General features: G+C 31.3%; 10 protein-coding genes. 1 reads left to right on the top strand and 9 read right to left on the bottom strand.

What is annotated here, in order from left to right:
• Window positions 1–19: 19 nt before the first annotated feature.
• From trmFO to ylqF, 9 genes are all read right to left on the bottom strand, one after another.
• On the bottom strand, window positions 20–1327 hold the full coding sequence (gene trmFO, locus SAMSHR1132_RS05730) for an FADH(2)-oxidizing methylenetetrahydrofolate--tRNA-(uracil(54)-C(5))-methyltransferase TrmFO (protein ID WP_000195261.1): 1308 nt from the start codon (window positions 1325–1327) through the stop codon (window positions 20–22).
• A 155-nt stretch (window positions 1328–1482) separates the two neighbouring features.
• Window positions 1483–3558: a type I DNA topoisomerase gene (gene topA, locus SAMSHR1132_RS05725; RefSeq protein ID WP_014373823.1), complete on the bottom strand. Its 2076-nt coding sequence runs from the start codon at window positions 3556–3558 to the stop codon at window positions 1483–1485.
• Window positions 3559–3731: 173 nt separating this feature from the next.
• Window positions 3732–4604, bottom strand: coding sequence for a DNA-processing protein DprA (gene dprA, locus SAMSHR1132_RS05720; RefSeq protein ID WP_000620186.1), 873 nt, complete (start codon window positions 4602–4604; stop codon window positions 3732–3734).
• A 172-nt stretch (window positions 4605–4776) separates the two neighbouring features.
• Window positions 4777–6021, bottom strand: a complete 1245-nt coding sequence (gene fmhC, locus SAMSHR1132_RS05715; RefSeq protein WP_000672873.1) for a FemA/FemB family glycyltransferase FmhC — start codon at window positions 6019–6021, stop codon at window positions 4777–4779.
• Between the two features lie 27 nt (window positions 6022–6048).
• Window positions 6049–7167, bottom strand: coding sequence for a LysM peptidoglycan-binding domain-containing protein (locus tag SAMSHR1132_RS05710; protein ID WP_001041670.1), 1119 nt, complete (start codon window positions 7165–7167; stop codon window positions 6049–6051).
• Between the two features lie 227 nt (window positions 7168–7394).
• Window positions 7395–8303 (bottom strand): succinate--CoA ligase subunit alpha, encoded by a 909-nt coding sequence (sucD, locus tag SAMSHR1132_RS05705; protein ID WP_000110253.1) that lies wholly within the window; start codon window positions 8301–8303, stop codon window positions 7395–7397.
• A gap of 21 nt (window positions 8304–8324) precedes the next feature.
• Window positions 8325–9491, bottom strand: a complete 1167-nt coding sequence (sucC, locus tag SAMSHR1132_RS05700; RefSeq protein ID WP_001020805.1) for an ADP-forming succinate--CoA ligase subunit beta — start codon at window positions 9489–9491, stop codon at window positions 8325–8327.
• A 108-nt stretch (window positions 9492–9599) separates the two neighbouring features.
• Complete coding sequence (locus SAMSHR1132_RS05695) at window positions 9600–10367, bottom strand: ribonuclease HII (RefSeq protein ID WP_000176402.1); 768 nt, start codon at window positions 10365–10367, stop codon at window positions 9600–9602.
• On the bottom strand, window positions 10351–11235 hold the full coding sequence (gene ylqF, locus SAMSHR1132_RS05690) for a ribosome biogenesis GTPase YlqF (protein WP_000236710.1): 885 nt from the start codon (window positions 11233–11235) through the stop codon (window positions 10351–10353). The genes SAMSHR1132_RS05695 and ylqF overlap by 17 nt, the downstream gene beginning before the upstream one ends.
• Before the next feature lie 399 nt (window positions 11236–11634).
• Here ylqF and SAMSHR1132_RS05685 point away from each other — a divergent pair, with 399 nt between their 5' ends.
• Complete coding sequence (locus SAMSHR1132_RS05685) at window positions 11635–14241, top strand: YfhO family protein (protein WP_000914522.1); 2607 nt, start codon at window positions 11635–11637, stop codon at window positions 14239–14241.
• Window positions 14242–14323 lie beyond the last annotated feature (82 nt).

Here is a 14323-nt window from a genome sequence, read left to right as displayed (position 1 = left end):
TCTAGTCTTTCTAACTATTTTATAAAGTTTTTTTGAAATTTTCTAAGTAGTCCAACGCTCTATTTGCCTGTGCTTCATAACGTTCTTTCTTATCTTTAATTCTAGTTTCTAAAGAAGGAAGTAACCCGAAATTAGCATTCATAGGTTGGAAGTTTTTATTATTTTTAGCATGTGAAATATAGTAAGCCATACTTCCAATCATCGTTTCTCTTGGAAACACTACTTCTCCCTTACCTAACACTTTGTGTGCAAGATTGATTCCTGCAACTAAGCCACTTGCCGCACTTTCCACATATCCTTCAACACCAGTCATTTGTCCTGCAAATTGAATTTTAGGTTGTGAAATTAATTCATATTTTTCATTTAATACGTCAGGTGAATTGATGAATGTATTTCTATGCATCACACCATATCGAACAATATCAACATTTTCTAAACCTGGTATTAATTTAATTACTTCTTTTTGTGCGCCCCATTTTAAATGTGTTTGAAAACCAACAATATTATAAAGCGTACCAGCTGCATCATCTTGTCTTAATTGCACAACAGCAAATGGACGTTTTCCAGTTTTAGGATCTTCTAAACCAACTGGTTTCATAGGACCAAACAGTAAAGTTTTGCGCCCACGCTCTGCCATTACTTCAAAAGGCATACAACCTTCGAAATATTTTTCTTTTTCAAACGAATTTACAGGTGCAACTTCCGCTTCTAATACTGCTTCATAAAATTTGTTAAACTCTTCTTCAGTCATAGGACAATTTAAATAAGCTGCTTCACCTTTATCATATCGAGATTTCAAGTATACTTTATCCATATCAATTGAATCTTTTTCTATAATCGGAGCAGCTGCGTCATAAAAATAAAGCTGATCTTTACCAGTGATATCTACAATTTCTTGCGCTAGGTTTTCAGTAGTAAGTGGACCTGTTGCGATAATTGTGTAACCATCAGGTATAGCATTAATTTCTTCGTTAATAACAGTAATATTTTCGTGATTTTTAAGGGTATCTGTAATATATCCAGAAAAGTCATGTCTATCAACTGCTAATGCACCTCCAGCCGGTACACGTGCTTTATCAGCTGCTTCAATAATTAATGAATTCAATCGTCTCATTTCTTCTTTTAAAACACCAACACCGTTTGTTAATGCATTTCCTCGTAAAGAGTTCGAACATACTAGTTCAGCAAATTTATCTGTATGGTGAGCTGGTGTTTGCTTTACTGGTCTCATTTCTATTAAATTTACTTTAATTCCTCTTTCAGCTAATTGGTATGCTGCTTCTGAACCAGCTAAGCCTGCACCAATTACATTTACAGTTTGAGTCATTTCTATACTCCTTTTATTATCATTTATGTCTATCAATATCGTTGTTATGATTGGTCAAATAAGAAATATACATTCGAAAATGTACTTCAAACTTTTAAAAATCAATCTAAAACTTAAATATTACAACAGCAAAATTTATTTAGGCTATCAACACGTTACTTCTGCGCTGCCTCTTTATAATCACAGTTTGAACATACAACTTGTGTTGTCTTACCTTTTTTATTTTCAACAAGATAATGGTTACATTTTGGACAATCTCTACCAATTGGTTTATCCCATGAAATGAAATCACATTCTGGATATTTTGAGCATCCATAAAAGACACGATTCTTTTTAGATTTTCTTTCTACGACGTCACCATCATTACATTTTGGACATTTAACGCCAATAGACTTAACTATCGCTTTTGTATTACGACAATCTGGGAAGTTTGAGCAAGCCATGAACTTACCATAGCGCCCCATTTTAATTACCATTGGAGATCCACAAACTTCACAATCTTCTCCAGCTGGCTCGTCTTTGATTTCAATCTTTTCCATTTCTTCTTCAGCACGCTCAACATCTTGTTTAAAGCTGCTATAGAAACCGCCAATAACTTTTCTCCAAGTAATATCGCCTTCAGCAATTTTATCAAGCAATGTTTCCATATTTACTGTGAATTCTACATCAATAATTTCTGGGAAGTATTCTTTCACTTGTTCATGAACAATTTCTCCCAACTCTGTTGGAACAAAACGCTTACTTTCTAATTTAACATAATTACGTTTTTGAATCGTATCAATAGTAGGTGCGTATGTTGAGGGACGACCAATTTTTAACTCTTCAAGCGTTTTCACCAATCTTGCTTCAGTATATCTTGGCGGTGGTTGTGTAAAATGCTGCGCTGGCTCAATTTGAGTTGCAGTAACTTGATCACCTTGTTCTAGTTTAGGTAACTTATTTTCTTTTTCACTGTCCGAATCATCCTTCGTTTCAACATAAAGCGTCATAAAACCTTTAAATTTAATCGTTTGACCATTCGCTCTAAATTTAATATCACCTTGCGTAATATCCAATGAAACTGTATCTAAAATTGCAGGCGCCATCTGACTTGCAACAAATCGTTCCCAAATTAATTTGTATAAACGATATTGATCTTTCGTTAAAAATGATTTCATATCATCAGGCGTACGCATAGTACTTGAAGGCCTAATAGCTTCATGGGCATCTTGATCGCCTTGTTTACCTGAAGCTTTACGCTTAGAAACAAATGATTCACCGTATTTGTCAGTAATATACTGTTTTGCTTCTGACTTTGCTGTTTCTGAAATACGTGTTGAGTCAGTACGCATATATGTGATCAAACCAACTGTACCTTGTTTCTTCAAATCAATACCTTCATATAATTGTTGTGCAACCATCATTGTTTTTCTTGCTTTAAAGTTTAATTTGCGCGCCGCCTCTTGTTGTAAAGTAGATGTTGTAAATGGATTCGCTGGATTACGCGTTTTTTCTTTTTTTGTCACGTTTGTAATTTCGAATTGATCTCCATCTAATGCAGCTGTAATTTTCTCAACATCTTTTTTCGTTTTTAGTTTAAAAGGTTTATTTTTATAATGAAGGAATTTAGCATTGAATTTTGATTTTTTGTATCTAAATTCTCCTTCAATAGTCCAATATTCTTCTGGTTTAAAGTTTCGTATTTCATTTTCACGGTCAATGACTAAACGAAGTGCAACAGATTGAACTCGACCCGCTGACAACCCTTTTTTTACTTTTTTCCATAGAACTGGCGAGATGTTATAGCCAACCAATCTATCTAATATTCGACGCGCTTGTTGTGCATCGACTAAGTTCATTTCAATTTCTCTAGGATTTTTAAAACTTTCTTTAACAGCGTCTTTAGTTATTTCGTTGAAAACAACGCGATTTTCTTTAGAATCTTCAAGCTCTAAAATTTTTGATAAATGCCAAGCAATTGCTTCACCTTCACGGTCGGGGTCACTTGCGAGAAAGACGTTTTTCGCTTTTTTTGCATGTTTTTTCAATTCTTTTACAACAGGACCTTTTCCGCGTATTGTTATATATTTTGGTTCGTAATTATCTTCAGTGTCGACACCCATTTGACTTCTTGGTAAGTCTCTGACGTGTCCCATTGAAGCTATAACTTTATATTTCTTACCTAAATACTTTTCAATGGTTTTTGCTTTTGCAGGCGATTCAACAATGACTAAATTATCTGCCAATGTCATTTCCCCCTCGCTAATCTAATTACTAAAGATAAATGATAAACGCTTAATTTTGCTTTTGTCAACGTTTTATATCTAAACAAATCATTTTCCCTGTCTATTTTTTATAGATTTTATTAAAAAATAAATTACAAAGGGTAAAAAAAGAAATATGAAGAAACTCGTTATTTTTAGTTTTAAATATAGTAGTCTTCAAATATATCATTAGCGTTTAATACTACCTTAGCACCTTCTTGGATACGTAATAAATTACCTTTTGTCATAGGATTAAACATAGATCCAGGTAAAACATAAACATTTCTATTTTGCTCTAATGCAAAATCTATCGTGATGTGACTGCCACTTTGTTCCTTAGCCTCAGTAATTAAAACCCCTTTTGACAAACCGCTGATAATTCTATTGCGCTCAGGAAATCTATATTTAGCAATTGGTGTATGTGGTGGATATTCGGATATAACTAAACCTTTTTCTTCTATTTTATTTCTTAATGCTAATGTACTTTTGGGATAATGTGTTTGATGGCCAAAGGCTAAAACTGCTATTGTAGGGAGATTGTATTTTAAAGCTATTTGATGTGCCATTGCATCAGCTCCTTGAGCAAGGCCGGAAACAATTGTTAAATATTTGCTTTTATCATTTGATAATAAAAATTCTAAAGACTGTTGGGTATAACTTGTAGAATCTCTTGCACCTACTACTGCCAAATGATGCATATTATTTATTAATTTGATGTTCCCTTTATAGAAAAGAAGTAATGGAAATTGATATATTTCTTTTAATAGCACTGGGTATTCAGAATCCATATATGTAATGTAACTTACTTTTAATTTCTGCAGTTCTTTAATAATATCGTTATGATCAAGTTTTATAAAAGCATAGTATTTACGTAATAAATGAACATTTTCTTCCCTATTTACCCATTCACATAAATAAGTATCTTTTTTTCTACCCCCCTCTTTAATTACATTAGGATATGCCATTAATAATTGATGAATTTGTTTAGTCGAAAAGTGTGCCCAGTATAACTTAAGCAAAAATAGTCTAATCAATAAATCAACTCCTTTTTGTAATCATACAAAATCATATTCTATTTTTGTTTTACATTTCTAATACAAAAACATTGTCGATGTAATGTTATTTTAAGGAGTAAAAATACTGACTTAAAAAGTGAAAAGTATGTTGGAAAGAATTTTAAATTTCAATTTCCAACATACTTTATAATCAAACCTTATAAATAAGTTTTGCAAATTTATATAGAATTGGTCTTACTGGTTTGATGAAATCACCAATTAATTCTTCAACATGTGCATTAAAACCTTTTTTAAATTGTTGTACACCAAAATCATCCGCCTCATTACTAAACACGCCTGTTATTCCATAAAAATTATACCTATTAATATTATGTGATTTTGCATATTTTATCATATGCCATTGTAGATGATATGCGCCCATAAACTGATTATATTTAGAATTTGATCCACTTGATAGATAATAAACTTCATCATCAGTACATATAAATAAAGCAGCAGCTAAATCCAAAACAGGTCCATCTTCTAATATTAGTTCTTCGGTTTTACTAATTCTATTATTAATACTAGATAATTGCATATTTAACTGATTTAATTTTGATTTATTCTTTTTAGAATTTGGATTTTCATTTAATGTTCTGTTCACAGTCATCATTTCATTTTCGATTTTCAATAATTGCATTTTTAATTTATCTTGATATTCATTAAGATCTATACAAGCTATCTTTAACATTGCCTTATCTTTGTATATTTCTTGCATTCGTTTAAAATAATCTTCATTCATGAAATGAAAACCATGTTTTTCTTCAGCCATTTGAAACAATTTATAAAATCGATTTGTTTCTTCAATAGATAAATCTTCAACCTTAACACCAATCTCAATAGTCTTTTTTATATTTCTTCTAGTTTGGTATTCCATTTCTTTTAAAAGTTGATTCTCATCTTTATCTTTTAAATCCAATACAGAAATCCACCTAATTTGACTTTTATTTGAATATCCTGTTGTATAACCTTGATGGAGATACCCAATTTTTCCTAACATCTTTACTATCACTGAATTATTATAATTCTTTATTATCCTACCATTTGCATCTCTTAAATTCTCTATTAAATATGGATCAACAAGAATAAATACTCCTCTATTTTTATAAATGAATTTAGATAATTCTTTAAAAAAGTAACAAACTAATTTAGCATCGAAATAATCAAGTAAAGGACCTCTATGAGAGTAGAAATATTTGTAGAATTTAAAAATACGTGCCTCTGTTAATAAACATGCAGCTATAACTTCATTTTTTTCATTCTTCACTCCCACAATATGTGCTTCATGATTTATTTTATTTCTATAATTATATAATTCTATAGACTGTGTATAATGTTTGAAGTGCTTTTTGGTGTAGTTGGTAAATTCTTCTTCACTTAAAGTTGAAAATTTCATATTTCAATGTCCTGCCTTTGATTTAAATTATGCTTTTTTAAATGGTCTAATAAAAATCATATCATTTTCATAATTATGAACAACTTTATGTGCAACCTCTGCTTTACGCCATCCACCATTATTCCAGTTTTGATCTAAACTTTGGAACTTCATTAATTTTCCATCATAATAACCATTTAAGACAATAGCTGTATGACCATATCCTCCATCAAATCTTCCACTAAAAACCACTAAGTCCCCAGGTTCAGCTTTGAAAGTTGGTGTGTTGTGATAAATTTTAGCTTCACTATTAAAATTATTTGCATATGGTATATCTTTAGCTCCATTTCCTTTTAATCCATGACCATAAAGATGACTCCAATATACATTGACTAAATCGAAACATTGCCATCCATAACTACCGTCGAAATCCCATCCTCTATTCTCTAATGTTTTCAAATAATTTAATGTACTGCTATTACTATTACTTTTATTATTTGAAGATACTGTTTTTGGTTTTGGTTCTACTAATGGTGTCATTGGCACTTTTAATTTTTGACCAATAAATATTAAATTAGGATTTGCTATATTATTTGTATTTTGAATATTTGAAACTGTAGTTTTGTATTTTAATGCTATAGCACTAAGTGTGTCTCCTTTTTTTACAGTATAGATTTGTGTTTTTGGAGCTTCTCTAAAACTGTAGTAACCAAAGTAATTATTAGTAACTTTATTCATTTTCTTCTGATTAGAATTTTGAGCTTCCAAGTTTGCAATTTTAATTTCTTTAGTAGGTTCATTGTTATTAACAACTAGATTGTTACCTTGGCTTGAGTTTTTCGGAGTATTTGAAATCTTTATATCTTGATTAATTTCATTTCCATTTGAAATTGCTGATTTGTTATCTAACTTTAAACTTGTGTCCGATGTTTTAACAGCACCTTCATTTTTTATTTTGTCTTTTGTCGTATTTTTATTAGCATTTAACTCTGATTTCGCGAATACATTTTGCTCATAGCCTCTTGTAAAATCTTTAGATTTATCAATTTCATCTGCATATGCTTTGTTCGACATACCCAATGCCAAAAACATACCTATTGAAATTGACAAAATTCCAATACTAACTTTTCTAATTGAATAGCGTACTTTACTTTGTTGTTTATTCATGATGAAACACTCCTTACAACAATATATAAACATTATAACATAGTGCACTATATAAATTTAATAAAAATTTGCTTTGTTTTATAAAGCTATTGTAGGAGGTAAAATAATTAACTTGTCTTTCCAAAATATGAAATGTGTACTAAAATTCATCGCACGACAAATAGCCCATTTCCGATACTTTTATAAAGTATGGAATGGGCTATAGCCATTTATATCATCTTTTAACTTTATTTATTAACTGTTAATAATGATTCATAAATACCTGCTTCTTTAGCAGCTTCAATTAATGTTGAACCAATTTCTGAAGGTGTTGCCGCTGTTTTCACACCACAACTATTTAATGTTTTAATTTTCTCTTCAGCAGTGCCTTTACCACCTGAAATGATTGCACCAGCATGTCCCATACGCTTACCTGGAGGTGCAGTTTGTCCTCCAATAAAGCCTACAACTGGTTTTGTCATATTCGCTTTAATCCATTCAGCTGCTTCTTCTTCAGCTGTACCACCAATTTCACCAATCATAACGACTGCTTTCGTTTCATCATCTTCATTGAACGCTTTTAAAACATCAATAAAGTTAGTACCATTTACTGGGTCACCGCCAATGCCGACAGCTGTAGTTTGTCCAATACCTTCTTCAGTTAATTGATGCACTGCTTCATATGTTAAAGTACCTGAACGAGATACTACACCTACATGACCTTTTTTATGAATATATCCTGGCATGATACCGATTTTACACTCATCTGCTGTAATCACACCTGGGCAGTTTGGACCAACTAAACGCGTTTTTCTACCTTGTAAGTAGCGTTTAACTTTAACCATGTCTAAAACTGGGATATGTTCAGTAATACAAATAACCATATCTAAGTCTGCATCTGCTGCTTCTAAAATTGAGTCTGCAGCAAATGGCGCTGGAACGTAAATGACTGATACAGTTGCACCAGTTTCATTTTTAGCTTCTTCAACAGTGTTGAAAACAGGAACGCCTTCAACAACTTGACCACCTTTACCAGGTGTCACACCTGCTACTATTTTCGTACCATAATCAAGCATTTGTTTTGTATGGAAAAGGGCAGTAGACCCTGTAATACCTTGTACCATTACTTTAGTATTCTTATCTATAAATACACTCATCTTAGTGCTCCCATCCTTTCCTTATGCTTCTTTAACTAGTTTAACAATTTTTTGTGCACCTTCAGCCATTGTTGCTGCTGGTTCAATTGCTAATCCTGAGTCTTTTAAGATTTTTTTACCTAACTCAACATTTGTACCTTCTAAACGTACAACAAGCGGTAATGTTAAATCTACTTCTTTTACAGCTTCAACGATACCTTCTGCGATAACATCACATTTCATAATGCCACCGAAAATGTTTACGAAAATACCTTTAACATTTTCATCACCTAAAATGATTTTAAATGCTTCAGTAACTTTTTCTCTAGTAGCGCTTCCGCCTGCATCTAAGAAATTGGCTGGGTTTCCACCGAAATGATTAATCGTATCCATTGTTGCCATGGCTAAACCTGCACCATTCACCATACATCCGATGTCACCATCTAATGCAATGTATGATAAATCATGTTTAGACGCTTCAATCTCTTTCGGATCTTCTTCTTCTAAATCACGTAATTCTACAACATCTTTATGTCTGAATAATGCATTATCATCAAAATTAATTTTAGCATCTAATGCTAAAACATCACCATCAGCAGTTGTCACTAATGGGTTGATTTCAACAATTGAACAATCTTTTTCAATGAAAACGTTATAAAGTGCTAATAAGAATTTAGCAGCTTTGTTAACAGATTCTTTAGGAATATTAATATTAAACGCAATTCGTCTTGCTTGGAATGGTGAAAGTCCGATTACTGGATCGATAGTTTCTTTGAAGATCTTTTCAGGAGTCTTCGCAGCAACTTCTTCAATCTCAGTGCCCCCTTCTTCAGACGCCATCAATGTTACTTGGTCAGTCGCACGATCAATAACGAATCCAACGTAATATTCTTTTTGAATAGCACAACCTTCTTCGATATATAAACGCTTAATTTCTTTACCTTCTGGACCAGTTTGATGTGTCACCAAAGTTTTCCCTAATAATTCATTTGCGTATGTTTCTACCTCAGATAAAGATTTAGCAATTTTTACTCCGCCTGCTTTACCTCTACCTCCAGCATGAATTTGTGCTTTTACAACATATACATCAGAATTTAATTCTTTTGCTTTCTCCACCGCTTCTTCAGCAGTAAATGCTACTCGTCCTTCTGGAACTGCAACGCCCATTGAACGAAATATTTCTTTACCTTGATACTCGTGGATATTCATCTTCCATCCTCCTGTTACTTAGGTTAAGTTCCCTTACAATTATAAAAAATGTAAGCGCTATTGTAAACTTAAATGCTACTTTTTTATCATTTAATTGAATTTTACGATTTACAGTAACGATTTTATAGGTTCAAAGCTTTTTCTATGCTCTTTCATAATGCCAATATCATCGATTGCTAGTAAATGTTGTTTGGTACCGTAACCCGCATTTTTTTCAAAACCATATTCAGGATAATCTTTAGATAACTGTGTCATATAATCATCACGAAAAACCTTTGCCATGATGCTTGCAGCTGCAATAGATACACTTCTTGCATCACCCTTGATTAAAGATACTTGAGGCAGTGCATTATCAAGCGTCATCGCGTCTATCAATAAATGCGTTGGTTGTACTGATAATCCATCAATAGCTCGCTGCATGGCGATTTGAGTAGCTTTATAAATATTAAATTCATCTATTTCTGCTGCTGTTGCAATGCCATAAGCAAATGCAGTTACATTATTTTTCAAAGACTCATTTAATTCTATGCGTTTCGTAACAGATACTTTTTTCGAGTCATCAAGGCCTAGATAATTGTGATCTGCATTTAAAATTGTTGCGCATGCAACGACTGGACCTGCTAAAGGTCCTCTTCCAACTTCATCAATACCACAAATAATAGCATTAGGATTCTCTTTTAATATTTCATTTTCAAAGTAAGTCATTACAACATACTTTTCTTTTAAAGCTTGTTCTTTTTCTAACGCTTTTCTTCGTCTGGCTATGGCATTTTGTACACCTTTTCGCTCATCTAAAAAGCATTCATGATTTTCTAATTCTTCTATTGTATTAACCGCATTAATCAACTGCGTTACTTCTTTAATTGTTAGCGTCATTTGCTAATTCCTCAGTCATATCTTTAAAAATATCAAAACAATAATTTCCTATTTTTGCATTTCGAATATCATAAATAATCAGTTCAATAACTGCCTCATAATCAATTTCATTTCCACGACGTATTAAGCCACGTTTTTTACCTATCGCATCAAACCAAGCTAAAATCTCTGCATCTTCTGGAACTTCAATTTTATAATGTGCTTTTAAGCGTTCAATATCATTTTGAATTAAAAAGTTCAATCCATATATAGCTACTTCATCTAAATGAACGATACTATCTTTAATCGCTCCAGTTAAACTTAACTTTTTACCTACTTCTTCATCTTCAAATTTAGGCCAAAGAATTCCAGGCGTATCTAATAATTGCAAAGCATTTCCTACTTTAATCCATTGTTGTTGCTTTGTAACACCAGGTTTATTACCAGTTTGAGCGATACTACGTTTTGCCAATTTATTTATTAAAGTAGATTTCCCGACATTTGGTATTCCAACGATCATCGCTCTAATTGCACGTGGTTTAAGTCCTTTTGATTTTTCTCGTTCGAATTTTTCAGCAGTCGCCTTCATTGCTGCAGCTTCCACTTTCTTTAAATTTTTACCGTGCTTAGCATCCACTGATACAGGATAGTATCCTTTATCAATAAAAAATTGTTCCCATTTTGACATCTCTTTTAAGTTTGACATATCTTTTTTATTTAAAATAACCACACGTGGTTTTTGGTTAATAACCTCATCAATCATTGGATTCCTAGAACTATAAGGAATTCTTGCATCTACAAGTTCAAATACTACATCTACTTTTTTTAACTGTTCACTTACTTCTCTTTTGGCCTTTGCCATATGTCCTGGATACCATTGAATAACCATTCACTTCACCTTACTTTCGTCTATTCTTTTCTGTACCTTCTTAAAATTAATAACTTATTAATTATAAAGCAAATCTTGAAATTCAACTATATTAATTTTAACATTAACTTATTTCTTAACAATGCTATAGATCAAGTTAAACCTAATCATTTTATGCTAAATAGGGAATATAAACTTTAAACAATATTCCTTAACTATTGTAAAAACTACTCATTTCATTCTCAAATACATTTTTATTATTCAATATTTTTGTTTAATGATAAACTAAAAACAATCTAAAGATTAAAATCATTAAAAGTTAACTGTTCAACCGTCATCATTGTCATCACACATTTTGAACTTCATTAACTTTAATTTCAGTTAAATTTAATTTTAAAATTGAAAGCTGAGGACAATGTCATGTTAAAAAAGATGCTAAATAAAAATGCAAAACAATTCTTTTTCATAACTTTCATAAGCTTGATTCTAACAATCATATTATTTTCTACTTATATTTATGATTATTTTGTTGATGGTATAGTTTTTAGTGGATCTGGAGATGGATTCCGACAAATGATGCCATTTCAAATGTATTTGTATGAACATCTGAGTAGTTTTTCAAATTTATATGATGCATCTTTTGGCTTAGGTGGCGATTATCTTAAAGGACTATCATATTATTATTCACTGTCACCTTTAATGTGGCTAAATTTCCTATTCATTAAAATTGGTGAAACGTTCGGTATATTTAATCCGACAACCATACATTTTTGGCCAACAAATCAACTTATTATGGCAATGCTACGAGCAATCATAACATTTGTCACGACCTTCTATCTTTTTAAAACTTTAAGATTTAAGCGTTCGACAAATGTGATTGCCACAATTTTATATGGTATGTCTACAGTTGTTATTTATTTTAATTTCACTTGGTCATTTTATGGTAATTTACTATATTTATTACCATTATCGATTCTCGGTTTGGAAAGATATTTTCAACAACGCAAAATCGGTATTTTCATTGTTGCGATAGCCCTAACACTATTTAGCAATTTTTATTTCAGTTATTATCAAGCTATTATTATAGGTTGCTACTATTTATACCGACTCATTTTCAGCTACAAATATGACATTGTTTCAAGAAAGCAAAAACTAATTTGTGTAATTACGGCAACGATTTTAAGTACAATGTCTAGCTCATTTGGATTATTTACTGGAGTTTCTGCATTTTTAGAAAACGATAGACAACAAAATCCCAATGTCAACATACCATTTTTGACACCAATCGATTATCACTATTTCTTCTTTAGCGATGGTTTTTACATTACAATTTCAATATTAACCATTATTGCACTATTTTCATTCAAGCTATATAGTTATTACTTTTATAGGCTATTCGCTATACTAACATGGGTCTTATTTATTGGTTCATTATCACAGTATTTCGACAGTGCTTTTAATGGATTTTCATTTCCAGAAAGACGATGGGTGTATATCTTAGCATTATCATCAAGCGCACTTTGCGGATTATTCATCCAACATTTTTCAATATTGAATATAAAATATTATTTAATCAGAGCAATTCCAGTGAGCATGATTGCATTACTTTATGTATTATTATCACCGACACATCCACGTGCACTTATAGTAGGAATTATCATTCTCATCATGATTGCCGTAATTTTTAAATTTGATTTATGGCGTTATAAAAAAGTCACTATTACTACGTTAGTGTTTGTCGTCGTAATTCAACAAATGGTAATTATAAATGAAAATAAAGATATAGCCATCAAGCCTTATCAACAATCGCTATCCTCAATGAAACAACATGATTATCACAGTAGCTATATTAACCAGCTAATTAAAAACATTAACCATAGTGCAAAAGATCCATTAAATCGCATCGATTATATGTCTGATTATGCATTAAACTCGCCATTTATTTATCATTATAATGGCATTTCAATATATTCTAGTATTTTTAATGGTGACATTTTAAAATATTATGACAAATCACTCCAAATTAATATGCCGATTGATAAAAATAGTACTTATCGTCTACTTGGTAATCGTCAAAATTTAATGTCACTTTGGAATGTTAAAGGTCGTATCAGAACGAATCGAGATGATAATTTGCCATATGGTTTTAATATTGTTTCTGAACATAATGAAAATAAAGTACATTGGATTCACTCTAAAAATAAGATTCAATATCCAAGTGCACATATCACGAATAAGGTATTTTATAATAAAGATTTAAAATCCCCATTAGATAAAGAACAAGCAATGTTACAAGGGATTGTTTCAAATAACGCTAAAGATGCAAATACTCATTTTATAGCCAATAAAAACCTATTATCGAATTCTAAAATTAACTTAAATGATGCAAAATGGCAATCTTCAACGAAACATTTATTAAAGGTGAAACAAAAAAATGGCGGGTTAACATTACAGTTACCAAAGTCAGTTTCAAATAAATATAAAGATTTGTATTTGGAAATGGATTTAGAGTTGCTTTCACCTGATAAAACACATGCTGTTAAATTAAACGAATATACTCAAGAAAGAAACAAGCTTACTTATAAGTATCGTCGTTTCGTCACACCTGTTACGATGCGCATTAAATCTTCTGACTCTATCAAATTATCCTTACCTAAAGGTACATATCGCGTGAATTTAAAAGGATTATATGGTGAAGATTACAGCACGTTGCAGCACGCTTCTAATTCATTAGAGGCTGTAAAAGTTAGTAAAACTAAAAAAGGTTACACTATTACTAAAAATAAAAATTCTTCTGGCTATATAGTTTTACCAATGGCATACACTAAAGGTATGAAAGCGAAATCTGCTGATCAAAGCCTTAAAGTTGAACAAGTAAATGGTGTTATGACTGGTATTAAAGCACCTAAAAATGTAACAAAGATTTATTTAAGTTATCAACCACCTCATTTTAACTTACTTATATCAATTACTATCTTGGGTATTTTATGTAGTATTATTTTTACGAGATGGATAATACGAAAATGATATTGTACGAATAAATTAAATAAATCTACTAAGTCCTTTTCCATGGTACTTAGTAGATTTTTATTTATATAACTATTTTGAC

Source organism: Staphylococcus argenteus (genome assembly GCF_000236925.1).
In the GTDB taxonomy this organism is placed as follows: domain Bacteria; phylum Bacillota; class Bacilli; order Staphylococcales; family Staphylococcaceae; genus Staphylococcus; species Staphylococcus argenteus.
Note: the sequence above shows the minus strand (reverse complement) of the source record. Positions and strands in the feature narration are given on the sequence as shown.